At 48.9% G+C, this 24,503-nt stretch carries 14 protein-coding genes and 4 tRNA genes; 10 read left to right on the forward strand and 8 right to left on the reverse strand.

Annotated features, from left to right (window positions below; genetic code table 11):
• The first annotated feature begins 211 nt into the window (after window positions 1-211).
• The 6 genes from ltaE to N7E60_RS08755 all read left to right on the forward strand — a co-directional run bounded on the left by ltaE (window position 212) and on the right by N7E60_RS08755 (window position 7,558).
• The gene (ltaE, locus tag N7E60_RS08730; RefSeq protein WP_269597198.1) at window positions 212-1,222 is read left to right on the forward strand and encodes a low-specificity L-threonine aldolase; all 1,011 of its coding nucleotides are present in this window, start codon (window positions 212-214) and stop codon (window positions 1,220-1,222) included.
• A 183-nt stretch (window positions 1,223-1,405) separates the two neighbouring features.
• Window positions 1,406-3,796 carry a Lon protease family protein gene (locus tag N7E60_RS08735; RefSeq protein WP_269597199.1) on the forward strand — a complete coding sequence of 797 codons (2,391 nt, stop codon included), beginning with the start codon at window positions 1,406-1,408 and terminating at the stop codon, window positions 3,794-3,796.
• A 233-nt stretch (window positions 3,797-4,029) separates the two neighbouring features.
• Window positions 4,030-4,260 (forward strand): FeoA family protein, encoded by a 231-nt coding sequence (locus N7E60_RS08740; RefSeq protein WP_077455986.1) that lies wholly within the window; start codon window positions 4,030-4,032, stop codon window positions 4,258-4,260.
• Window positions 4,257-6,584 carry a Fe(2+) transporter permease subunit FeoB gene (gene feoB, locus N7E60_RS08745; RefSeq protein WP_269597200.1) on the forward strand — a complete coding sequence of 776 codons (2,328 nt, stop codon included), beginning with the start codon at window positions 4,257-4,259 and terminating at the stop codon, window positions 6,582-6,584. The genes N7E60_RS08740 and feoB overlap by 4 nt, the downstream gene beginning before the upstream one ends.
• A complete protein-coding gene (locus N7E60_RS08750) occupies window positions 6,535-6,756 on the forward strand; it encodes a FeoC-like transcriptional regulator (RefSeq protein ID WP_069589117.1) in 222 nt (73 codons plus the stop codon). Before feoB ends, N7E60_RS08750 begins: the two co-directional genes overlap by 50 nt.
• Before the next feature lie 172 nt (window positions 6,757-6,928).
• Window positions 6,929-7,558: a Fic/DOC family protein gene (locus tag N7E60_RS08755; RefSeq protein WP_269597202.1), complete on the forward strand. Its 630-nt coding sequence runs from the start codon at window positions 6,929-6,931 to the stop codon at window positions 7,556-7,558.
• A gap of 61 nt (window positions 7,559-7,619) precedes the next feature.
• Here the strand turns inward: N7E60_RS08755 and N7E60_RS08760 are convergent, their stop codons facing one another.
• The 6 genes from N7E60_RS08760 to N7E60_RS08785 all read right to left on the reverse strand — a co-directional run bounded on the left by N7E60_RS08760 (window position 7,620) and on the right by N7E60_RS08785 (window position 9,293).
• Window positions 7,620-7,787: a hypothetical protein gene (locus N7E60_RS08760; protein ID WP_167313777.1), complete on the reverse strand. Its 168-nt coding sequence runs from the start codon at window positions 7,785-7,787 to the stop codon at window positions 7,620-7,622.
• 176 nt (window positions 7,788-7,963) lie between these two features.
• Window positions 7,964-8,050, reverse strand: a tRNA-Leu gene (locus tag N7E60_RS08765).
• 38 nt (window positions 8,051-8,088) lie between these two features.
• Window positions 8,089-8,164, reverse strand: a tRNA-Gly gene (locus N7E60_RS08770).
• Between the two features lie 147 nt (window positions 8,165-8,311).
• A tRNA-Met gene (locus N7E60_RS08775) sits at window positions 8,312-8,388 on the reverse strand.
• A 24-nt stretch (window positions 8,389-8,412) separates the two neighbouring features.
• Window positions 8,413-8,486: transfer RNA gene (locus N7E60_RS08780), tRNA-Cys, on the reverse strand.
• 219 nt (window positions 8,487-8,705) lie between these two features.
• Entirely contained in the window at window positions 8,706-9,293 is a 588-nt protein-coding gene (locus N7E60_RS08785; protein WP_077639921.1) for a TfoX/Sxy family DNA transformation protein, read from the reverse strand.
• Window positions 9,294-9,575: 282 nt separating this feature from the next.
• Between N7E60_RS08785 and N7E60_RS08790 the strand changes: the two genes are divergently transcribed.
• From N7E60_RS08790 to N7E60_RS08800, 3 genes are all read left to right on the forward strand, one after another.
• A complete protein-coding gene (locus N7E60_RS08790) occupies window positions 9,576-10,163 on the forward strand; it encodes an LON peptidase substrate-binding domain-containing protein (RefSeq protein ID WP_269597203.1) in 588 nt (195 codons plus the stop codon).
• A gap of 133 nt (window positions 10,164-10,296) precedes the next feature.
• Window positions 10,297-11,220, forward strand: coding sequence for an HDOD domain-containing protein (locus tag N7E60_RS08795; protein ID WP_269597204.1), 924 nt, complete (start codon window positions 10,297-10,299; stop codon window positions 11,218-11,220).
• A gap of 120 nt (window positions 11,221-11,340) precedes the next feature.
• The gene (locus N7E60_RS08800) at window positions 11,341-12,246 is read left to right on the forward strand and encodes a lysine exporter LysO family protein (RefSeq protein WP_269597205.1); all 906 of its coding nucleotides are present in this window, start codon (window positions 11,341-11,343) and stop codon (window positions 12,244-12,246) included.
• 91 nt (window positions 12,247-12,337) lie between these two features.
• Here N7E60_RS08800 and ptsG read toward each other — a convergent pair whose 3' ends face one another.
• Window positions 12,338-13,765, reverse strand: coding sequence for a PTS glucose transporter subunit IIBC (gene ptsG / locus N7E60_RS08805; RefSeq protein WP_269597206.1), 1,428 nt, complete (start codon window positions 13,763-13,765; stop codon window positions 12,338-12,340).
• A gap of 836 nt (window positions 13,766-14,601) precedes the next feature.
• Here ptsG and N7E60_RS08810 point away from each other — a divergent pair.
• Window positions 14,602-14,931, forward strand: coding sequence for a YegP family protein (locus N7E60_RS08810; RefSeq protein ID WP_269597207.1), 330 nt, complete (start codon window positions 14,602-14,604; stop codon window positions 14,929-14,931).
• Between the two features lie 58 nt (window positions 14,932-14,989).
• Here N7E60_RS08810 and N7E60_RS08815 read toward each other — a convergent pair whose 3' ends face one another.
• Window positions 14,990-24,457 (reverse strand): PLxRFG domain-containing protein, encoded by a 9,468-nt coding sequence (locus N7E60_RS08815; RefSeq protein ID WP_269597208.1) that lies wholly within the window; start codon window positions 24,455-24,457, stop codon window positions 14,990-14,992.
• Window positions 24,458-24,503 lie beyond the last annotated feature (46 nt).

The following is a 24,503-nucleotide window of genomic DNA, read 5'->3' on the forward strand; positions in this document are numbered from 1 at the left end:
CTTTGGTATTCTCACCAAATATCTAGGAAGCTCCCCCAGTAATTAATCAGGCCATGCCCACGGGTATGGCCTTTTTCGTGCACGTGCGGCAAAGCCTGTTTCGCTTTATCGCTGAACGCTAATCATAATTGGAGTCCCCGACTGCCAACTAACGCAGGTTGTGTGTATTATTAGGCAACACGCTCCCCCTCATTCAGCAAGGATGTAATACATGATTGATTTTCGCTCTGATACCGTCACCAAGCCCGACCAAGCCATGCGAGACGCAATGGCCAACGCGCCTGTCGGTGATGATGTTTATGGTGATGACCCGAGTGTCAATGCCTTAGAGCGCTGGGCCGCAGAGCGTCATGGCTTTGATGCCGCCCTCTTTACCGCATCGGGAACGCAAGCCAACCTATTAGCGCTAATGTCGCACTGTGAGCGCGGTGACGAATATCTGTGTGGTCAGCAAGCGCATAACTACAAATATGAAGCCGGTGGTGCAGCCGTATTAGGCTCTATTCAGCCTCAACCCATTGAAAATGCCCCAGACGGTACGTTGCCATTTGAGAAGCTTGCCGCAGCCATTAAACCTAATGACTTTCATTTTGCACGTACCAAATTGCTCAGTTTAGAAAACACCATCGGCGGCCGCGTTCTACCCCTTTCCTACTTGGCCGAAGCCCGCATGTTTTGCAACAAGCATCAGCTAAGCCTTCACCTTGATGGCGCACGTGTTTACAACGCGGCTGTGGCACTGGATGTCGATATTACCGCGATAAGCTGCCATTTCGATTCGATGACTGTTTGCTTGTCAAAAGGATTAGGCGCACCGGTTGGCTCTTTGCTATTGGGCTCGAAAGCCTTCATTGAAAAAGCTAGACGGCTACGAAAAATGCTGGGCGGAGGTATGCGTCAAGCCGGTATTCTCGCCGTTGCCGGACAAAAAGCACTCGAAGAAAATGTCGAACGTCTCGCTGAAGATCATGCTAACGCCCATTACTTAGCCAATAAAATTAATGAGATTGAAGGCTTTTCTACCCACAATTATGACGTGCAAACCAACATTGTGTATGTCGATATTGCCGACAACATCGATCGGGTTCGTCTCAATATGCGCCTGATGGATAACGGCTTTCGAGTGAGCTTAAATGGCGCACCGGCTCGCTTTGTCACTCACAAAGACGTCAATCGCCAAGGTATCGACGCATTGATAAACGCAATGAAAAAATCGCTCTAATCAGTCCTACTTTGACAACGTACTCAAAAGGGCCTTCAACGGCCCTTTTTTCTGCTCATTTATTCGCCACCCAGTATTAAACTGTGACCCTGTCGCGACTTTCTCCACCAGCATCACTAAAACAGTCACTTACACTCGCTACACTGAAAGCATCAATCGATAAAAGGCCAAATAGGATCGATTATGGCGACTACCGTGGTGAACAGCGAACGTTTGTATCGCGAATCTAGCTTTAAACACAGTGACATCACCTCAACGAAGCATCTTGCGCCGTTGGATGAAATTGTTGGCCAAGACCGAGCACGACATGCCGTTGAGTTTGCCATGTCGATCAAGGAAAAGGGCTATAACATTTACGCCATCGGTCAGAACGGATTAGGCAAGCGCACCATGGTGATGCGCTATTTAAACCACCATTGGAAAAATGATACGCCGATCCATGATTGGTGTTACGTCGCTAATTTCCAAGAAGCCCGTGCGCCTCAAGTCCTGAAGCTTCCTGCAGGGCGAGGAAATGAACTCAAAAAGCACGTTGAGCAGTTGATGGGAAAACTCGCCAATGCGCTGCCCCTCGCGTTCGACAACGAGATGTATTACCAGCGTGCAGAAACACTCAAAAACCAGCTCACCGAGCGCCAACAAACCGTGTTAAAAGCACTCAGCGATAGTGCAGAACAAAACAATGTTAGTTTGACGATCACCCCGCAAGGCGATTACCAGTTTGTTGCCCTGAACGGCGAAGAGCCTCACACTGAAGACACCTTCGATGCGCTCTCTCAAGAAGAGCAAATGGCATTCGGCAAGGTGATCGATAAACTCGAAACCGAACTGCGCAGCATTGTGCGTCAACTCGGCGAATGGGAAGAAGACTATGCGGAAAAGCAGCAAGCCCTGGATGAAGAAGTGGCGCGCGATGTGATTGCCGCCCAGATGAAATCTGTCACCAAAGCGTTTGCAGATCTTCCTGACGTGCTGGCATTTCTGGAGGCGATGCAAGCGGATATGCTAGAGCATCTGGATATCTTTCTCGAAGACAGCGAGGATCAAGCGGCACTTGCTTACGCGGCGCTCGATAAAAAACTACCACGCCGCTATCAAGTTAATGTGCTGGTGAGCCAAGACGACAATCAAGCACCTGTCGTGGTGGAAGACAGCCCCAGTTATCACAACCTATTTGGTTATGTTGAAAATGCCACCTTTAAAGGTACGGTGTTTACCGATTTTTCGCTGATCCGTGCAGGCAGTTTTCACCGCGCCAATGGCGGCGTGCTTTTGATGGATGCAATCAAGGTACTCGAAAAGCCTTACGTCTGGGACGGCATCAAGCGCGCCCTAAGCGCAAGACAGCTCAGCGTGAGCGCCCTTGAACGCGAAGTCACCCTCAGTGGCACTGTGTCGCTCGACCCTGCCCCCATTCCACTTGATGTGAAAATCATCTTATTTGGTGATTACCAAACCTATCAGTTGCTACAACGCTATGATGCCGAGTTCAGCGAGCTATTTCGGGTGACCGCGGACTTCGAAGACGACATGCCACGTAACGACAGCACAGAACAACAGTACGCGAAGTTTATCTCCAGCATTATCCACGATGGCGGTTTGCTACACTGCAGTCGCGGTGCGATTGCGCGCATTATTGAGCACAGTGCCCGACAAGCCGAAGATCAAAATCGCTTATCGCTGCACTCCGCTGATATTGCTAACCTTTTGCGCGAATCCAACTACTGGGCCACGCAAGCCAACGCCAATAGTATTCGTGCTCTGCATGTTGAAAAAGCCTTGGCAAGCCGCAATATGCGGGTAAGCCGCGTGCGCGATAGCATGATGCAGAACTTTGAAAACGGCGCCACCTTAATCAACACCACCGGCTCTGCGCTCGGTCAAATCAATGGCCTATCGGTGTTGAGCACATCCGACTTTAGCTTCGGACTCCCCAACCGAATAACGGCCACGACCGCTTATGGTGAAGGCGAAGTGCTTGATATTGAGCGTAGCGTTAAACTCGGGGGACGAATCCACTCAAAAGGGGTGATGATCTTGTCCGCCTACCTCGCCACCCTCCTCGGCAAAACAGAGCAAATCCCACTCAAAACGCATATCACTTTTGAGCAATCTTACGGGGGCGTCGATGGCGACAGTGCGTCAATGGCGGAGTTTTGTGCGATTCTCTCGGCGATTACGGGCGTGCCCTTGCGTCAAGATCTGGCGATTACAGGCTCCATGAACCAATTTGGCGAGGCGCAGCCGATTGGCGGCGTGAACGAAAAAATCGAGGGCTTCTTTGATGTATGCACCATTAAAGGTCCCACGGAGCAGCAAGGAGTGATCATTCCCGCCGCCAATATCCAAAACCTAATGCTGCGAAAGGATGTGGTCCATGCGGTTGAGAAAGGCGAGTTTCATATCTATGCGGTCTCCCATGTGGCTGAAGCACTCTCGCTGCTTACCGGAAAAAACGCAGGGTTTGGCCCAGATGCAATCACCACAGACAACCTCCTTGCAACCGCCAAAGCCAACTTAAATGATCAGCGGCGTAGAGCACAAAAAGAGTCATCATCGCATCACACACGCTAACCTATTACTCGCTGGCAGTCGTTTGATTGCCAGCGAGTGAAATATTTTCTTACAAAGTTAGCGGCTAATTTTTGCTTTATCCCTTCAGATACCTACCTCTTTGTCACCATTTCTTTCATCGTCTTACTTTCAGGACAAGATGCTCACTAAAAATTGCTTGATCCTAAGCAAGAAACCACGTGAAATTTAAGCGTAATATCCAATGCAAACCATTCTTATTTGGATCTCGCACTATGAAACTGTCGACTCTCGGTCGCGGCCAAGCCGCACGCATTACCAGTGTCCATCATGTGCCAGCTGTTATCCGCCATCGCCTTGCCGTCATGGGATTGATCCCGGGCACCGCCGTTGAGCTGGTTCGGCGAGCACCTTTGGGCGACCCATTGCAAATACGCCTCGACAACGAACAACTCATTGTCCGTCGTGAAATCGCCAAGCTGATCGATGTGGAGGCTATGTCATGAGTAAAACACGCATTCTTCTTGCCGGTAATCCCAACTGTGGTAAAACCACCTTGTTTAACGCATTGACCGGTTCTCGCCAAAAGGTCGGCAACTGGGCGGGCGTGACGGTGGATAAAAAAGTCGGCCAGCTCTCGCTCGACAATACTGAAGCTGAAATCACCGACTTACCCGGCCTATACGCACTAAACGCTGGCTTTGACGCAAGTTTAGATGAGCAAATCGCTACCTTTTCGATTGATAGCCGTGACAGTGACGTCATTATCAACGTACTGGATGCCAACAGCTTGGAGCGCGGGCTGTACTTAACGGTGCAGTTGCGCGAGCGCGGTGTGCCTATGGTGGTGCTGATCAATAAAATGGATCTGCTCGATAGGAACGGACAACAACTGGATATCGCTAAACTGCAAGAGTGGTTAGGCTGTCCTGTCCTTACCGTCACCGCATGCCAAGCCGATAGCGTCGCGACGTTTCGCCACCAACTGTCCCATATTGTGAGCGATATCCCTCAGTGCGACGCCATGCGGCTGAACTATGGTGAGCACATCGAAGCTTGGATACAAGCCCATCTTGGCGCCAGCTTTATTCGTACCGCAACCGCACAAGTGAACCAACGCGCGCACCTGTTAGAATGTCTCGAACGTGGTCGCCTACCTGATGGCAGTGACGAGGCGCAGCAACATATCTTTGCGCAAGCCTGCCAATCGCTTGCCGAGCATGATACCGATATTCTGATTGCCGATGCACGCTACAGCTATATCCGCGATTTGGTGCATGACACCCGTCGTGAGCATCGCCACTTAAGTCGCAATAATACTGAAAAGCTTGATAAGGTTATTCTTAACCCCTTCTTATCACTGCCTATTTTGCTTGCCGTGCTATACGCCATGTTTGTGTTTGCGATTAATATCGGCGGCGCATTTATCGACTTTTTTGATATTGCCGCTGGCGCAATTCTCGTCGATGGCACCCACCAGCTACTGGATGGGGTACTTCCGACCGCCATCGTCACCATTATCGCAGATGGCCTCGGCGGCGGGATACAAACTGTCGCGACCTTTATTCCCGTCATTGCGGGTTTGTACCTGTTCCTCACCGTTCTCGAAAGCACGGGATATATGGCACGCGCCGCATTCTTACTCGATGGTTTGATGCAAAAGATCGGCTTGCCGGGCAAGGCCTTCGTCCCTTTAATTCTGGGCTTTGGCTGCACGGTGCCGGCAGTGATGGCAACCCGTACCTTAGAACAAATCAATGAGCGCAAAACCGCGGCTACCATGGCTACCTTTATGTCCTGTGGTGCACGGCTGCCGGTGTACGCTTTATTTGCGGCCGCGTTCTTCCCACAACAAGGGCAAAACCTGGTTTTTGGCCTTTATTTACTGGGCATTGTGGTGGCGATCATCACCGGCCTGATTTTGCGTCACACGCTTTACCCCGGCCACAGTGAAAGCTTGCTCATGACGCTGCCAGACTATGAATTGCCGCGATTACGCCATGTGATGAGCAATACTTGGCAGAAGCTACGCCGTTTTGTGTTGGGTGCCGGTAAAACCATTGTACTGGTGGTAACCATTTTAACCTTCTTCAACTCGCTCGGCACAGATGGCACGTTCGGACACGAAGACAGCGATACGTCCGTGCTGTCTAAAGCCGCGCAAGTCGTGACGCCTGCCCTCGCCCCGATTGGTATCGAAGAAGATAACTGGCCGGCTACCGTAGGCCTTGTCACCGGTTTGTTTGCCAAAGAAGCCGTCGTTGGTACGCTTAATAACCTCTACGCCCCCTCAGATGTTGAGGAAGCCTCCACCACGATTGGTGATGCCTTGCTAGAAGCGGTACAAAGCATTCCTGCTAACTTGTTTGATATTGATTTTAGTGATCCACTGGCGGTTAGCGTGGGTGATATCGATAATCCCGAATTGGCAGCAGAAGAGCAAGAAGTCAGTCTCGCCACATTCGATAACCTGCATCACCACTTTAGCTCCACCGCCAGCGTGCTGGCCTACTTGATGTTTATTTTGCTCTATACCCCCTGTGTAGCGGCGATGGGCGCTTACACTCGCGAGTTTGGTCGCCGTTTCGCCATGTTCATTGCCAGTTGGTCAATGTTACTGGCCGTCAGCGGTGCGACCCTGTGTTTCCAACTCAGTCAGATCAGTGTTTCACCGGTTTCAGCTTCACTCTACATTGGCGGTATTTCGGCGCTACTCATCGCGGTAGTTGCCGCAATGCGCTACATCGGTAAGCATCCTCATTGGTTTAAGGAGACCTATTATGATCCTGCAAAAGCTCAAAGCCAGTGTCACTCAGGCGGGTGTCATTAGTGCCGAGGCGCTTGCCAAAGAGTATGGTCTGACCCCGGACGGCGTGGACGCCATGATGGAAACGTGGATAAAACGGGGGACCATCGTTCGTCAGTGCCCCTGTCAGGATCCTGCCGATATTCATTATCGCTTGGCACATCACAATGAGATCCATTGCCTCAGCATGGTCTAACCCCTTCCCTTTTCAAGCAGCGTTTCGACGCTGCTTTTTTTACTCCTTTATCCAGCGTAAAGCCCATTGCCTATCCACTATACTTAAAGCCAATGGCATAACAGCCAGCGCCACCGTAACAGGGCGGATAAGGGCAAACGTTCATGGTTGTGGATAAGCAAGGAAGACAGGTATGACACGTTATGAGACGCAAGCCTCAGAGGCGCAATATCAACCTGGCTCGAATGAGCAAGTCTTGCGTAACTTACTCGGTATCACGCAATTGCACGACATAGAAGATATTGAGGCAGTGCTTTTGTCTAAACTCTACGAAAGGGTTTTTACCGGTGGACATTTTCCTCGCGCACTGCGCTTTAACACTATGGCCAGTTGGCACCGGCAATGGCTCGGGAACGTCTATTTGTGGGCCGGACAGGTGCGAAATGTCGAACTGAGCAAGGCAGGATTTCGCTTCACCTCACCGAAACAAATTGGTCCTTGTCTCACTCAGTTTGAACGAGATTACTTAACGGATTATCCCAATTTACCAACGATGACACGCACAGAGCTCATTCACTTTTTAGCGCAAAGCCATGTTGAATTCATTCTTATCCATCCATTTCGAGAGGGAAATGGACGCATTTCTCGCTTATTGATTGATGTGATGTGTCAAAAGGCAGGGATAGGGTTGCTAGATTATCGACTATGGGAGGAAAACAAAGATTTTTATATTGCCGCTATTCAGGCGGGCGTCGGCCATGATTACCAGCATATGGAACGCTTAGTAAAAGATGTATTGCCACCCAGCTCACCGATGGGTTAACAAGGTCATCGTCTATTGCCGATAACCCTTGGCTTTTCGCCGTCCTTACTGCAGTGAATAGCTAATCCGCCAATGCGAGCGCTTGGTACTTTTGTCGGTTTTCTTTTAATTTAGCTTCTACTTCTTCCGTGGTTGCTTGCGTTTCGATTGCCGTCGAGCTTGCCACCGCGCGATCAATCATTTTTTGTGTGACTTGTTTTGCTTTTTTTTGCATCACTGGCCTGTGCATACTGCCCTCGTTCGTTATGGTTAAATTTTAGGCAAAAAAGCATCTAAATTCAATGGTGATATGTTTATCACTTAGACAATATTGTGACTGGGATAGGGCTTTTAACACAGCGTGCAAACTCGCCAGCCGTTAAACGCAAAAACGGCGACCAAATTGGTCGCCGTTTGCTTTTTTAATGGTGCCCCGGGCCGGACTTGAACCGGCACAGCGCGAACGCCGAGGGATTTTAAATCCCTTGTGTCTACCAATTCCACCACCGGGGCACACAATTCTTTCAGCCGCTTACGCCACTGTTGTAATTTGGAGCGACATACGAGGTTCGAACTCGTGACCTCAACCTTGGCAAGGTTGCGCTCTACCAGCTGAGCTAATGTCGCTTTTTAACAAGCGTTTTATAACGCTTTAGAAAACTGGTTGCGGTATCCGGATTTATCGCGGAATGCAATTCGCGCAATGCAATTGCGACGACCGTAGGTCGTGTTGAATGAACTTCAACCAGACAAACTATTTCTACAACCTAAAATTGGTTGCGGGAGCCGGATTTGAACCGACGACCTTCGGGTTATGAGCCCGACGAGCTACCAAACTGCTCCATCCCGCGTCCGTATTGTTTTAGCCAAGTGCATGGAGGCGCGTCCCGGAGTCGAACCGAGGTCCACGGATTTGCAATCCGCTGCATAGCCACTCTGCCAACGCGCCTTTACGTTTCACCTCTCGGCTAAGTGGTTTGAATTCTACATAACTTTTTTCGCCTGTCACGTATAAATTGCACTTTTATGGTTTAACCGTCGATTATTTATCCAAGCGTCACATTTTTCGCACAATCTGAGCATATTCGCGCCACCCGCCTCACTTTGCTGGACCCTAAACATAAAAAAGCCGACCTATTCGGTCGGCTGTATACGCGAAAAATGGGTGTTAAACAGCGGCAAGTAAACGATCGCGCTCTTCTTTTTCAATCAGCTTCCAGTGACAACCTTGTTGCGCACCAGCAAATTTCCACAACAGACTGACGTCCACATCTTTGCCATGAGTCATCTGTACACGACGAAACAGCTCCTCGGGCGTAAGCTGATTAAATGTGCGCACATCTTCAACGCCCGATTTCTTCAACATGCGCTCAATGGTCAATCGCAGGTTAGGCAGGTCGCGAAGTCGTCGGCTCTCTAAGCTCTCTTTACGTTTTTTATCTGCCACGGCAATATCAATCGATGTTTTGACAAGCTGACCTAATTCGGGATCGTCTTGGATGTATAAGCTGGTAATTTCGTAATAATTAACAACCGCGGTTGAACTCTTTTTGACATGAACAAATTTACGACAGGTTTTATCGAGTAGTCTTTCTGATAACGCGCCACCGCCTCGCAAATACAGTCGCTTATCTGTCAGCAACATAAACATCGCGCCGTCGTAGAAAAACCCTGTTCCGCCAAACATTGAGCGTTGTTCCATTGCACCGAAGTTGCTCAAGTACTTAACAATATGGGCTTTAAATACCACACTCATCGGTAACTCCTATTTCTCTCCTGAGCGAAAAAGTAGTGACCAAAAAAGCGGTCACCAAGCCTAATAATTCGACACGCGAAATAGTGCATGATGTGAATATGAAATTCTATGCATTAGATCACTGTACAGAAATTTGACCCCTAAAAAGACATGGAATTATCAAGGGTACTTTAACAAGCATTCGTATTTCGTTTTAAACAGACAGGAATAGTGATGAAGACTTAACCAAGTTAGCTAAGTGCGCTAAATTTAAAGAAAGGATGTTTTCTACTCGAGGATACGATGTCAACGAAGCCCGTTTTAATTAAAACCAGTCACTTACTCCCCGGAGGCTTGCACACATATATTGTGCCAGAAGCCTTTTACCTAAGTGTGCTATCGCAAGCGGGTAACCCGCCTGAACTTCTGATTGCGATGCAAGAAGAAGGGTACGAGCTCGAGACACCCAGTGCGATTTCTCCCATCGTGACCCTCTGCCACGTCGCGGATTTTGATCGCCACGATACCCATCATATGGCGCTAACACTGCAAGGTATCGAATGTGTAAAAGTCGAATCAATTACACTGGGTGACAATGACGTAAAGCTAGGCACGTATTCGCCACTCCCCCAATGGCGACAGCAAAATACACCACAGGAATATGAATATTTAAGCAACAAACTTGCGCAATACTATCGTTCCAACCCTGCGTTACATCACCATTTTAACCTCGCGCAATATGACGAACTTGGGTGGGTGTGTTTGCGTTGGCTCGAGCTGCTGCCTATTGAAGTCAAACAAAAACAGCTATTGCTGTCACAACCTAGCCCAAATCAGGTCGCGGAGTTTATCGATAAATTGCTACGTTACCCGCTCGAAAACGACGAGTAACGCTAGCACCTACTCCAAGTTGTTCAAAGTATCAACAAAGGAACGGAAAAAACGAGTAATCCACGTGTTCGCGGTTCTCTTTCCTGTGCGTCCGCATTACCATACAAGACGGTAAAAAATAGAATCAGGACTTATGGACCATCTGTCATTCTTTTGGGTCTCCCCCGATCGCGATAAATACTTACGCGGCATAGAAACTGAGTTTTACAAACGCGCCGTTGAAACCATCCGTGTCAATCGCCTTGCCCTTCCTCCTTTACCGGATGTCGTTCTGTCAATCCAGCGCGCCAGCAAACAGCCTCATACCACGATGCGCGACATTGCCAACTTATTGATCGATGATCCTAGCCTCTGCGGTGCGGTACTCAAGGCGGCAAACTCCGCTTTATTTGCACCGCGGGCCACCGGCAAATGCAAAGATATCCAAACCGCGGTTTCCCGATTAGGAGTTGACCGTGTGCTAGGGATCGTGACCGCCGCAGCCATTTATCAATTAAAAAGCCAAGCCAAATTTGGTCCGCAGTGTAATCACATTCTGAAGCGAAGCGCGCAAAAATCCCGTGAGTTTGCGGCTGCTATGGCGTTGGTGACTCAGAAAATTCATAGCTATTGTGATGAGCCCTTGTCGGTTGAGCCAGAAAAAGCCTTAATCATTGGCCTACTCGCTGATATTGGTTTGTACAGCATCATTGGCGAATTCCAACGTTTTCTCGATGAAGGCCACTACCTTAAGTTTGATATTGCCGAACAAGTATTCTTCAACTTATCGGGCGATTGCAGTCGACTCATCCTTCAAAATTGGCACTTTGAGCGTGATTACATTGAAGTAGCAATTAATACCAAGCTATACACACAGGCTCGCCCAGACATTACCTATTTAGATATTGCACGCATGGCGAATCACTTGCTCATGTTCCGTAACCATGATGACGCCATTGACGACCATGACGTTGAGCTTACCGCGCCCGGGGCTGAAGCCCTTTATGAACTGTCTAACTTGAACGAGTTGGACTTTACCCGTGAACTTGACGCTGTCATCGAAGCGAGCAGCATCTAACTGCCAATGCGCCTATCACGCTGTGGTGTGATTCCATATCACAGCTGTCTGATTTTATTGACCAGACTATTAACCGATTGATAACCTCGATGGACTCTTTCTTTATTGTGAGCAAAATCGATGTTCTCAGGGATGTTACTGATCTTTTTACCCCTTATCGTGGGCTACCTCATACCCCTTAAGCGGCCACAGCATGTTCATTGGGTTAATACGCTAACCGTCCGACTGGTGATCGTGATTTTATTGCTGATGGGCCTGAGCTTAGCCGCTCTCGACAACCTAGGGAGTAACATTTCCACTATTGGTGTCTACGCGGCAACCTTCTTTGTCTGTATCGGGGGGGCCAACCTCCTCGCGTTACCGATTTTAGATAAAATCTGGCCGACGGATACGCAGGGCCATCAACACAAACTAAAGCTAAGCACCATGATGTCTGAATCTGGCAAACTGATAGCCGCCGTCTTCGTGGGGCTCGCCGTTGGCCTGATCGTAGAAATGGACTTATCTTGGGTCGATACCGCCAGCGAGATCATTCTGCTACTTCTGCTGTTTTTGATTGGTATTCAATTACGCAATAGTGGCATGACCCTTAAACAAATTGTGCTGAATAAAAAAGGCGTGGTGATCGCAACGCTCATCGTCATCACCTCACTGCCGGGTGGTTTATTGGCCGCATGGTTACTCGATCTGCCTTATCATCACGGCCTTGCGATGGCATCCGGGTTCGGCTGGTATTCATTGGCAGGGATCTTAATGGGAGATGGGCTCGGTCCCGTCTATGGTGGCGCTTCATTTATTGTCGAACTTGCCCGCGAGCTGGTAGCCATTATGTTGATCCCTATGATTATTAGCCGTTATCCACTCACGGCGATTGGCTATGGTGGCGCAACCGCGATGGACTTTACCTTGCCCATTATTCAAAGCACTGGCGGGATTCGCTGTGTGCCGATTGCGATCGTTAGCGGCTTTATTTTAAGTCTATTGGTTCCGGTACTAATGCTATTTTTTCTCTCCCTCGGCGCATAACGCCCCTCACCTTTTCTCCTCGGGGAAAATACACATAAAAAAAGGAGAGCCATCGGCTCTCCTTGATCTTCTTGGAAGGTGTTGTCACTGGTTAGTGACTACGCATCCAATCATCCATTTCCGTACGCAGGTTGTCTGATTTCGTACCGAAGATAGCTTGTACGCCACCAGATACAACTACAACACCCGCTGCACCAAGTTGCTTAAGCTTGTCTTGGTTAACAATTTCAGTGTCTGCCACAGAAACACGTAGACGTGTAATACATGCGTCCAGACCTGTGATGTTGTCTTTACCACCGAAGGCTGCAACCAAGTCACCCGCTAGCTCAGAACCAGTCGCTGTTGAGGTCTCAGTGGTTTCGTCTTCACGACCTGGCGTTTTCAGGTCAAGGGCACGGATCACCACGCGGAATACGATGTAGTAAAGAACACCATAACCCAGGCCAAGCAGTACCAATGTGGTCACGTTCTCAGCACGTGGCATTTGTACGATAAAGTCGATGAAACCGTTAGAGAAAGTATGGCCGTGTACCACGCCCAGTGCGTTGGTCAACACATAAGCCAAGCCCGCCATCACCGCGTGAATACCGTACAGTACAGGTGCGATGAACAAGAACGAGAATTCGATAGGTTCAGTAATACCCGTTAGGAATGAAGTCAGTGCTGCTGACGCCATGATACCCATGATTTTGGCACGGTTTTCTGGTTTTGCAGAGTGTGCAATCGCAAACGCAGCGGCTGGTAGACCAAACATTTTGAACAGGTAACCACCGGCTAACTGACCGAAGCCGTTGCCTGCTTCACGAGTCACGTCGTTAGCGGTCAAGAAGCAAGTCATGATGCCATTCACTTGCTCGCCTGCATTATTAACACACTTACCTGCTTCGTAGAAGAAAGGTACGTTCCAGATGTGATGCAGACCGAATGGGATCAATGCACGCTCGACGATACCGTAGATACCAAATGCGGTAACAGGGTTTTGCTCAGCAGCCCAGTGAGAGAAGGTAGCGATCGCACCACCGATTGGTGGCCAGATAACAGAAAGAATGACACCCAGTGCGATAGAGAGGAAACCGGTGATAATTGGCACCGAACGTTTGCCCGCAAAGAAGCCAAGGTAGTCAGGCAGCTGAATAGTGTAGAAGCGATTAAACGTCCACGCAGCCACGGCACCGGCAAGAATACCGCCGAGTACACCCGTCTTGATTTCTTCGGCGCCCATCACAGGAGCCATCACGTTAAGTGTTGCCACCATGATGCCGTAACCGACAATCGCAGACAGACCGGAAACACCGTCATTATTTGTAAAGCCTAGCGCGACACCCACAGCGAAAAGCAGTGCCATTTGGCCGAACACAGACCCACCAGCTTGTTCCATCAGATGAGAAACAATATCTGGCATCCAGCTAAAGTTGGCCGCACCAACACCCAGCAATATACCTGCTACCGGTAGCACGGATACTGGTAGCATCAGCGCCTTACCGACTTTTTGCAGGTTAGCAAAGAGGTTTTTTGACATAGTCTTGCTCCTGACAAGGAAGTTAACAATGCATGCTCTCGTGGCTAACCATTCGGCTCCCCCGCTACAGGTGGCCCGAAAACGTCGGACGCCTGAGAGTCATTGCGATTTGTGATTATTGAACTCACCCAAACTATAAGGTGCGAATCATCACCCTGCCTACGTACGATGATTTTACTGATTAAAAAGTAAATATAGATCACAATTAAACATGCTGACAAAATCAACAAAAATACTCATAAGAAACTGATATAAAAGTATTTTTTGTTTTTAAAAGCAAAAATTGGAAAAGTACAACCTGTGCGGTGAGAACGAAGCGGAAAGTAATTTTACGTAACGAAATATCTCCCTATTGCTAAGATCGTTAATAATAGGGTAATTCGTTTATTTTCAACACTTTATTGCTATAATGCAAATCCTTATTAGTCCTATTAAACCCCCAAAATATGCCCCAAATTGTGTCCCATTCCCAAAAAGTGTCCCATTTTTGTCCCATTTTCTCCTGCTAATTGAAGCCTCGAAAAACTCCAAATCCAGCCTCTAACAACAGTCCCCTTTTTGCTTTTACGATCTGATTAAAGATTTCTTTCCAACCATTTCAAAAACACCAAAATCTCCTCGGCAGATTTGCAGCCGAGTATAATTTTCGATTTCATATCACTGTAGACCAACTCAAGCCCTAAATCCTCCACACTCCTTTAACAAAAAAATAATACACAAAGTATAGTTTTCAAGACCCTCATCACTTACACATCAAGCTTAGCTAGATAACCTAATGTCCGTATGAGTGAGTCGTCCATACATCTTGTATCACTGCAATTGTTAAGGAGAGAAAGATGTCTGGTGTTTTTGAAATCTATAAAGATAAAGCCAACGAATACCGTTTCAGATTAAAGGTTGGAAGCGGAGAAATCATCTTGAAGAGTGAGGGGTACTCTAGCAAGCAAGGTTGTGAGAATGGCATTGACTCCGTGAAGACTAACGCGCCGATAGACAGCCGCTATGAGAGAAAAGACACGCCTAATCCAATGTTTAATCTCAAAGCTGCAAACCATGAGATTATTGGCACAAGTGAAACCTACTCATCCACCCAAGCACGAGACAAGGGTATCGAGTCAGTGAAAGCTAATGCGCCGGGCGCCGCAATCAAAGAGCTAACACACTAATCACCCTCTAAAGGAGCCTCGCTTGCATGCGAGGCTCATCGATAAATCACTTTCTAACCTACCAAGCAAACTCGTCATGAAGGTAGCTGAGCTTTTTACTGACATTGATCCCGCGATTACTGTCTCGACTATATCGCCTGCGTGTTTTGATTGAGTTACGAAGCGCTTGACTATCAATCGCTACGCCAGGGTTCGCCTGATTAAACTTGTAAATACTCCTTTTCGCTTCAAGCATCATCGGCTCATCATGTTGCTTATAGGCCAACCAATAGGCCGTCATCAAATCGCGACGTCGGTCGAGGATATGTTTCTCATAGCCTTTAATCGCATTGTTAACATCGTACTGTTTCATTAGCTCACCGTCAGTGAGACCGTTGGCTTGGAGCAGTAACTGCAAGCCACTGAACTGATCAGCCTCTTTGTATGCATTGCCACGATAGTTAAGCGCGCCTTCATTCCAGTAGCGATAAGCCTTCATTGGGTCACGGGCAAATTTAGGCATCATCTTCTCTACCCCTCGGTAGATATTGCCGTCTGAGATATCGTGCCCCCCACTAATTGCACTCACCACAATACCCCCCAATACAGGGCCGGCAACCTGCTTAGCATAGTGAGTCCAAAGGTCCTCACCTTCTAAGTCACGACTTGGATCTCGTATCCAAAGGCCATCAAGTGATATCCGAGAAGATACTCCCGCTCCACCTGCTCCATAGATCACCTTGTCCGCCAGTCCTTCACCCAACAGCTCACCCAAGTAGTTTTTAAATTCGATCTCCGCATCCCAAGGCTTATCATCATCACCAAATGCTGCGTTCAGCCCATTAGCAAGTACAAACAAAGTGCCCAATGGCAATGCAGTTGCACCACCGAGTAACGCAGTAATACCAAGTGTGCCAATCAACTGCTTCCTGGCTTCTGCCCTTTCACTATTGCTGGCTCCCTTCATGCTCAAATAAAGATTTCGCAATAAGTAGTAAGTCATGTTCTGGCTATATTGCTTGAACTGCATGATGACTTTCATACTGGGAGCCTGCATGTAGCGGGCACGATTGGCATTGGTGTAATCAAAATGCGCGTCCCACGTAATATCGGCTGCCATCTTAGTCGCTACGTCGTGTTCGTGCCCATTTTGTCTAGCAAGACGATATGCAGCGATGGCAGTCGTCTCTCGATTAAATACCTCTGCTTTGTGGAATAACCAACTGACAACGCCCATTGCTTTTTCATAGGCCTCGTTGTACTTCCAGTTTTCTGCTTCTGCCATGCCAGCCAGGTCATGAGCGTTTGTCGAATCCAATAAACCCATGTCATGCCAAGCATTGTATGCGTCCTTCTCGGACTGGTTGCGGAATTTACGACTAATCTGTCCTCGTGAGGTTACGAACTCCCTCATTGCTCCATTGAGTGCTTTAGTAGACGCAGCACTACCAAACTTGCTAGCCATGATCGGAAGTGCAACAACAAAGTTCTGCGTGGTGTTTACCGCCGCGGCAGCAGGAGAAACGCCAAGCATCCAGAGAAAGCCCAGTGAAGTAATTTTCTGGGCTGCTACTGAATGCGTTGGATTCATTACCCACTGATGGCGCTTAATTAACTCTTCAGCGTAACGGCCTGCCTGGTTGTCATTGGATGACTTAGCAGCCTTCTCCGTCTCTTTTACCTGTTTAGTTAACTCTTCGGCATACTCCATTCGTGAGAGCTGATAGGCGCCTTTCATCATGTTTTCTGCCATCGCACGCAGAGCATCATTGGACCAGCCTTGTGTTTTTTTCCGGTGGATGAACTGCTTACGCATCGAACGAGATGGCAGAGCTTGTAAGTACATTTGATAAATCTGGTCTTTGATTTCTGTTTTTTTCTTATCGTTGAGGGAAGTCTCATCAATACGGCCCATCAGATCAGTCACAAAGCTAAGACTAGCTCCATCAATGGCTGGGTTACCCTCCATCTTGTAGCCAGACCTCACTTCAAAACCTTTTTCTCGTAGCCCTTTCACTGTTTGTTGTTGTTCTGCCTCTGACTCAAACATGAGATAACGACTCTCTCCATTCTCATCAATGGCATGCACCCAGTAGTCTCCAAATCGGGCGAGAGGAAAATACGGTGCATTCACTTCCTGAAGGTCGAACAGTGAACGAAGCTCCGCCAGACGTTTTTTCTTCACTCGGCCATCGATCTCTGCATTCTGAATTTGCTGTTCTAGGAGTCTGCGATAGTCATCATGCCGAGCTTTGTAATTGTCACGCATCGTACGATAGTGCGTTTTGGCTTCCGCAGGCAGCTTGTCGAAACGCTTTCGAAGAGCGATATGTTTGCGAAGTCGGCGAGGTTCATTATTCAAATCATTGCGTAATTGTCTCAGCTCGTCGGCCTGAGCGTTCGTAAGTGCGTCTTCTTTAGCCACGTTTTCAATGTGTCTAATTCGGTTTTGAATGGCTTCAGCGGCTGAGACAAAGCTTTCAGCGGGATCGACGCCTTCAACTGTGGCCTGATGCGCGATATCAAACATTTCATCAGCCATAGGCTTGTTTTTCGCTGCCCATTTACGAATGCTCTGGGCAATTTCAGCTGACTCAAATGCCATTTGATTCCGGCGCTCCATCATTCTATGCACCGTATCAACGTAGCCCTTTATTTGAGGCAACTTGTCTTTAGCAAGATCGGCTAACTGCCGCAATGTCACAGCACCCAGTCCCTTCTTGCCACCTAGCTCACCTTTAACTGCGGTTGCTACTGCGCTCAATACGGTTCTCAGTCTACCGTGAGCAGTTGGCTCACTATCAATTTGACGAATGACCTCGTCCATCGTTGGGGAACTAGTCTTTGAGAACTTGATGCCACCCATATTGACAACATCTTGGTGGCTCATTATCTTGTCTAGATAACCCTGATGGAAGGTGCGCTCCTCGGGCAATTGGAGCCCTTGCAAACGCAGCCACTCAGGGTTGTTTTCTTTTACATACTCAAGCAACCCATCCCTAATCCACTGCGTTAACGCCTTCTCGTTCTTACCATATGCACTGGCCACGCTGTTTACTCGAATACGATGTGACGTTTTATCCGCATGAATCGCAATGAGTACCGGCTTCCCTGTATCAGACTGCGCTGCAACAATAATGTTTTTGCTTCCGTTGGCTGCGATGTTGGGTGCTTTCGGCTTAAAAACGGCAATAGGGTCGGCCAACAATTCCGGCAAGCGGTAGATGCTCTCCATACTGATATCATGATCGTCTTTCACACCATTGGTAGCCTTTCTCACTACATCTCTATCGATATATAGCGGTAATTCGGGCATGCCCAAAGCTTTGAGTACATCGGGGGTATCACTTACCTTGATTGGAGCAACGCGGCTTTTGAGTGAGCCCATCGCTTTGCGTAACTCATCAGAAAAGCGTGCTGATTCTTGTTGAAGCGAGAACTTAGCCTGGCTTAATTTAGAACGAGAGAGCTTTGATTTACCATCCGAACGTGGCGAGTTATTAGCATCCCAGTGATTGACGGCCTTTATGCGGTCAATCAGCGTTTGCACAATGTTGTTGATTTCCGCCTTGGTAATATCATGCTGACGCATGAATCCCACCTTACGAAGCGCTCTAGCAATAGCCTCGATGGCACGGTCCCACCAACGCTGAATCGTGCTGCGCTCAATTTCCGCTGCATGCGCTAACACTTCTTCAACTTGCACTATAGGAGCTTGATCACCGTAGTTTATTTCTATGCGATCCCACAGCTCTTTTACGTGCGGTGAGCTTTTACCGCGAGCGATGCGCTCGAGAATTTTCTGGTACTCGCTATCCCCTACCACTGCTTTTAAGCCGTGGTGCGCTAGTACTTCATGGCGCAGCTTCTTGCGCAGAGTTTTCATATCAGGCAGGTTGTCGGCAACAAGTACTACGGCTCCATCCCGATCAGAGTAAAAACCGTGAATAGTGGCGCCGGGAATGGATTGTCCAAGCAGCTTTTCTGCTTCTGCCTGAGTCTGGACCACCTTGGTTTTAATTCCTGCTCCACCGCTGTACTCTTTGAGCCACTGCTTAACGCCAAGTTGGGCCTGCTTGAGTGGCATGCCTTTGGGTGGTGTGTTTCCTTGAGTGACTCCTTCACGAGAAAACATCACAGCCTCAGCCTCGCTTTCCTTTTTAGCGTCAGACAGCGGCTTTTCAATTTGGATGGTTTTAGTGCGAACTCCTGTTTGGTTCATGGACTCCTTGAACGTACCCACGGGATCCATTTCTTCCTTAGCATCCAGCTCAACTAACCAGTCCTTGAAAGCTCGGTTTTTATTGTTACTGCGTTCCCCCGCCATACTGCTCATCACTGTCACCATTTTTCCGCCAGGTTTCAGCATGTCGTAGGCATGACGAACATGGTCAATGTCCATGTCATTACTAAACGGTGGGTTCATCACGATGCGGTCATAGCCTTTACCGCTAAACGCTAGGAAGTCATTACCAACGACTTTGTGACCCTTTTCTGTGAGGATGTCGCGAAGGTCGCTTGCTATCTCTACCACCTCAACCTCGGCGCCTTGAGACTTAGCGGCGTCTGCTAGCATGCCATTCCCTGCGCTGGGCTCTAGCACTTTCATGCCGGGCTCTATATCGGCCAACTCAACAATGTGACGTGCTCGAGACTCTGGTGTAGGGAAGAAATCAACAAACGCATTGCGGTTGGCAAGCACTTTTTTCTTAAGATCGCGCTCCAGCTTGGCAACCTTGCTCTCATTAAGACCGGTCTTTGTTGTAGTGCTGTCCATCTCTCGCAGCGCCTCACGAAGTAACTCGCGTCGCGTGAGGCCCATGCGTTGAAGCCGCTGGAACATAGCGGGCAAGTCGCCGTATAGTTCCTCCTTTTTCGCGAACTCCACCATTTTAATCACGTGTTCGTTTTCCGTGCTTAACGCGACCTCTTTGAATTCGCTGTTCTTGTACTTGGCCAGCAAAATATTGCCAGACTTCGCGTAGCCTTTTTCATCCAACATTCGGCTTGCTAATTCGTTGATCATGCGAGTGTCTGTATCTGCCATTGGGTATTTGGCAAACATGACCTTTTCATCAATCGTCGCGCCCTCTTTCCAAACAGGATCGCTAAAGTCGCCCCGCTCTACAGCATCACTGTTTTTCTTGCTTGCCTCCCACAGCAATCCGTTTTCAATTCGTTTGAGTGTTTCAACTTGCGTTTTCGCATTGATACCCGCCAATACAGAGAGATCGCCTGATTCTATCTTGTCGGCAACCTCAGCCATTAGCGCGGCGATTTCTGCATCTTTTCTCGCTCGAGATCTCGCTCGCTCTCCTTCAGCCATGCGCTTGGTGGTGTTTTCTTTGCGCTCTGCGTTATACTCCACACTCGCTTTTTCTGCGAGCTTTTCACTTGCCTCTCTTAGCTTTTCCGCATTTGATTGGCGCTTCTCTTCGCGCTTGGCGTTGACTACTTCGGAGCGATCAATTTCGTTGCCTTGTAGCCACCCCATGAATATTTCGGCATCTTCGCGTGTGGGGAAGTAAAAACTCCCACGCCAGTAACCGCCTTTCATTGAGCGCGCCATCCCGGCTGCTTCTTTGAACTTATCCTTGCCTAAACGTGTTTCTAGCGACACATTAAAAATGGTCGCTCCTGTCTTGCCGTGTGTGCCTTCGGTGATGTCGCCAATCTCGATTTCACCATCAGTTTCCAAGCCTGACTTTTTGGCTGCGGTCTCTTGCTCTGATTTTCGGCGAGATAAGATCTCATCAGTGACCAATTTGTCATAACGGGCGCACAGTTCGGGTGAAAACTTGCCACCGTTTTGAACAAATAGATTAAAGTCGCTTATTGTTTGTGGATCTTTTAGCGCGGCCTTTCGTTGCCTTATTGCTTCTTTTCGGTCTTGTTCAGCCTGTTTACGCGCATCAATGAACGCCTGATAAGTGCCATCGTCCATCGCTTGGATTTTTTCATTTACCTGCTCAGCGCGTGTCTTTCCGTTCCCTTCCTGAGTCAAGGTAATGGTTTGTGCGCCCCCTGCCATGGTGAACTCCAAATCAGATAAGAGCTGATCAAAAGCAGCTTGCACGATGCGGTCTTTCTTTTCGCCTTTCCAGCGCGCCGCAAAGTAGGCACCCATCTTCTCGTTAATTTTCGGAATAGTGAGCGAGTAAAACGCGTCTTTTACGCCTTGCTCGTTGCGAGTTAACTGCTCCGATAATGCCTTAACCTCGGCAAGACTCATGTCTCCTTTGTTAAGAGCGGAAAAGGCATCAAGCGTTGGTATGGCAGAGTTTACGGTTGGCGTAGCAGGAGAGTTTTTAGGGGCATCTTGGTAGTCAAGCAGCTCTTTAAGTCGAGCGGCAAGTTTAGAGCGAGGCCCTGCCACCTTGAGTACGCCGCCAACGTCTTTAAAGCCTTCCTCCATTTTTTTTGCCAGTGCTTTTGCCCTAGCTTCATCTGCCGATGCTAGCAAATTAAGGTGAGTTAGTGCTTTTGGGCCCGCCCATTTGCGATCATCCTTTGCCAGCGCTGACTTACCCTCGCGCATGTTTTGCGCAATAGTGGCTAGATACTCAACTGCCTTTTTTTCAGCGCGACTAAGATTGTCGCGACGCTCTTTCTCTTGCCTAGCCTGACGCTGCTCCTCGTTCATAACGGCTTCTACGTCTTGAGATATGCGCTTACGCATCGCGCTTAGCTTTTCGACCTCACGGCTAAATGCCGCCATGTTTTTATCAGCTTTGGCGGAATACTTCGCCATATTGCGCCCACCTCGGCCGGTAACAAACCAACTCGGGTTACTGGCAGCCCGTGCAGATTCTCGCTCAATAAATGCTTTTTCTTCGTTGAGGTAGTCTTCAATCAGGCTTTGCGCTTTCTGTTGTCGATCTTCAGTATCAAGCAAGCCTTTCTCGTCCAAGTCGCCTGCGATTTTTTTTGCTTCCTCAGCTAGCTCTGCATTAAAGTCTCGCCCCTTCCCAATGTGAGTAGCGCGATTGTAGGTTGATTCTGTTTCCTTACTGATCTCTGGCAAAACCAGCTTCAAGCCAGAAGCGTTAATGATCTTATCGCCATCAACTAACTGCTCTTTTTGGGTGTTGTCGGACTGGGCCTCATCAATCATCATTCGCAGCTTTGTGGTTGCAAATGACTGCGCCTTTCTTAGATCGGCTCTGGCTTCTGCTTGCTCTTCTTTGGGTAGAGATTGAATGATGGGCTCGCCACGTTCGCGCATGTCATCCATCACTTGCTTGATAGCATTACGGCTAAAGTCGGGCTCGTTCGCTGGCTCTGGCTGCTGCGGGTCAAATAGTGCTTCAACTTGCTGGCGTCGTACTTGGTTCTCAGGCAGGGCATCAAATCGCGCTTTGCGCTCCTTGGCTTCTTGCTCAAAAGCGGCAATGCGCTCCGGCGCGTTACGCAGTGATTCCAATAGCGCGTCGCGCAGCTGGGGATTAGATTGGGCCATGCGCTTTTTAAGGCGCTTGCGCATTGATTTGGTCTTTTTAGTAAACGCGGCATAATCAGCAATTGGCTTCTTGCCTTCCTCGCGCATCTTCATTGTATTCGGGCGATTGGAAAACTCGCCGCGTGACTGTGCGCTTTGCTCAACGTTGGCCTTAACGCTTTCTTGTATTGCCTGCTGCTGGTAGTCAGCCTCAGTGGGCAGGTCTGAGACCTTTGGCTCGTCAAAAGATAGGCTATCCTCTAAATCAGGCTGCGCTTCCGGCTGACTTGATGCAGTAATGTTTTCCCTTCCCTGCTCTATGGCCTCAATGTAGCGCTGTATCTTGGAGTCTCGCTTGTCTTGAGCGGCCTGCTGCTTCTCTCTGGCAGCGTTGAACGCCTGCTGCACACCTGTTTCGTCAAGCCCGAGCTCTGACGCCTGCTCAGCGAGAACGTACAGCGATTGCTCTGCCTCTTGATCTCCTTGTTCTATACGCTCAAGTAGAGCTTCCGCTTTGTCCTGATCCATGGCGTAAGCCAGCTTGACGGTTTTTACAAAGTGATTGTCATTATCTGGTAGTACACCTTTGTCCCGTAATGATTGTTGCGAGGCTTTAAAACGGGAGGCCAGATCACCTTGTCCATCAACCTCCGGCTTTTCCCATTCCTGATTGCCCTCGGATAGAGTCTTATCCAGGACTTGCCGACGAACCCGCTCGGCAGCTTCAGATGGACCATCAGTGATCATGGTTTCATCATTACTTGGTAGCCGTACGCTCTCCATGCCCTGAACATCTTCCACTAATTGTGAGTCGTCAGTATCTTTCGTATTGCCCTCCGGCTCACCGGCTTGAGCCATGTCGTTTTCAATGGCGTCAGCGTTGTCGCGGGCCTTGTCGGCTCGAGTTCGCGTACCACCTGCCGCGCCCAAGGTGCCTCCAATGGCACCACCCAGTACGCCCTCATTCACCGCTCCAATCGCAACACCATCCATCAAATCGACATTGGTGCCCGCATACTCGTTTGATATTTCATTGGCGGCATACTGCTGCGTACCTCCCTGGATGGCTTCCGTTACACCCTCCCGTATTGCACCCTCAGTAGCTCCTTTTGCAACTCCTCGAGTAATAGACGAGCTCGCTTTACTTGCTCCACGAGTTAACATATTGGCTAACGGAACGTCGCCCAACATCGTCGCCAAAGCACTAGTGGCTAGTACTTTCTCATCAGACATTGTTGCGCGTGATGCCTGCTCGGCTGTCATCTGACGAGCCATATCAAGCTTTTCCGAATCACTACGGCCAACGTTTTCAGGATCCTCATCAACCGTGAAAAAATTGCTGCGAAAGACATTACTTTCCGCAAGCTGGTCCAAAGGAGCATTCATGACCGTTTCCTTAGCCTGAATCCCCTGACTACCAATATCTGAGGAGATCCCGACAGTGGCCGCGGGTGTGTTGCGTAGAACCTGATATGCCTTTTCCGCTGCTTTAGCAGCAAGTTGGGGGTTTGCGCCTGACTTGATTGCCAACTTTGTTAGTGACGGTATTGCAGATGAAGCAGACATTCCCCCAGTCGCGACTGCAGAAGCAATAGTCGGCGCCATGTAGCCCAACCCTTGCGCAATCTGCATCCCCCACACCGCGGGGTCGGAAGATACTCGCCAATTACCCTCGGGGGATTCGTTAATAGGCAAAGTTTGAAGAGCCTGTTTCCCTCCATCGGATAAGCTATCACCCAGCCAGTCTTTAGCCTGACCATAGGCTTTACGGAGATTATCAACGTACGACAAAGCCATCCCTTGAGGGGTATAAGCTGCAGCACTTTTCGCCGTCTCAATAGCAGAGTCAGGAACCCCGACATACCGCGCTAAATCAGTCATACCCTCCCCGATACCTTGGCCAACAGCTTTTGTGGTTTCCGCAGCCCCCTCCATTGCACCAGATGCGCCTACAGCCAGCCCTATTGCTACATCACCCGCACCAACTTCCACGTTTTCCTGCGGTTTATATGCATCTAAATTAAAGTTGTCGCTAAGTTGAAACGTCATATCAGTTTGGGCATTAACAGTGGCACCATCTGTCTTACCAAGAAGCTTGTCGTCTTTCATATCCGCTCCGAGCAGGCATAAAAAAACCGCCAGCTCCAAAGGAGCC

Source organism: Salinivibrio proteolyticus, from assembly GCF_027286365.1.
GTDB classification, from domain to species: Bacteria; Pseudomonadota; Gammaproteobacteria; order Enterobacterales; family Vibrionaceae; genus Salinivibrio; species Salinivibrio proteolyticus.

Excerpts from the sequence above, each read along its gene's own strand:
- ltaE (WP_269597198.1), top strand. The coding sequence starts at position 212 with ATGATTGATTTTCGCTCTGATACCGTCACCAAGCCCGACCAAGCCATG.
- N7E60_RS08735 (WP_269597199.1), top strand. The coding sequence starts at position 1,406 with ATGGCGACTACCGTGGTGAACAGCGAACGTTTGTATCGCGAATCTAGC.
- N7E60_RS08740 (WP_077455986.1), top strand. The coding sequence starts at position 4,030 with ATGAAACTGTCGACTCTCGGTCGCGGCCAAGCCGCACGCATTACCAGT.
- feoB (WP_269597200.1), top strand. The coding sequence starts at position 4,257 with ATGAGTAAAACACGCATTCTTCTTGCCGGTAATCCCAACTGTGGTAAA.
- N7E60_RS08750 (WP_069589117.1), top strand. The coding sequence starts at position 6,535 with ATGATCCTGCAAAAGCTCAAAGCCAGTGTCACTCAGGCGGGTGTCATT.
- N7E60_RS08755 (WP_269597202.1), top strand. The coding sequence starts at position 6,929 with ATGACACGTTATGAGACGCAAGCCTCAGAGGCGCAATATCAACCTGGC.
- N7E60_RS08760 (WP_167313777.1), bottom strand. The coding sequence starts at position 7,787 with ATGCACAGGCCAGTGATGCAAAAAAAAGCAAAACAAGTCACACAAAAA.
- N7E60_RS08785 (WP_077639921.1), bottom strand. The coding sequence starts at position 9,293 with ATGAGTGTGGTATTTAAAGCCCATATTGTTAAGTACTTGAGCAACTTC.
- N7E60_RS08790 (WP_269597203.1), top strand. The coding sequence starts at position 9,576 with ATGTCAACGAAGCCCGTTTTAATTAAAACCAGTCACTTACTCCCCGGA.
- N7E60_RS08795 (WP_269597204.1), top strand. The coding sequence starts at position 10,297 with ATGGACCATCTGTCATTCTTTTGGGTCTCCCCCGATCGCGATAAATAC.
- N7E60_RS08800 (WP_269597205.1), top strand. The coding sequence starts at position 11,341 with ATGTTCTCAGGGATGTTACTGATCTTTTTACCCCTTATCGTGGGCTAC.
- ptsG (WP_269597206.1), bottom strand. The coding sequence starts at position 13,765 with ATGTCAAAAAACCTCTTTGCTAACCTGCAAAAAGTCGGTAAGGCGCTG.
- N7E60_RS08810 (WP_269597207.1), top strand. The coding sequence starts at position 14,602 with ATGTCTGGTGTTTTTGAAATCTATAAAGATAAAGCCAACGAATACCGT.
- N7E60_RS08815 (WP_269597208.1), bottom strand. The coding sequence starts at position 24,457 with ATGAAAGACGACAAGCTTCTTGGTAAGACAGATGGTGCCACTGTTAAT.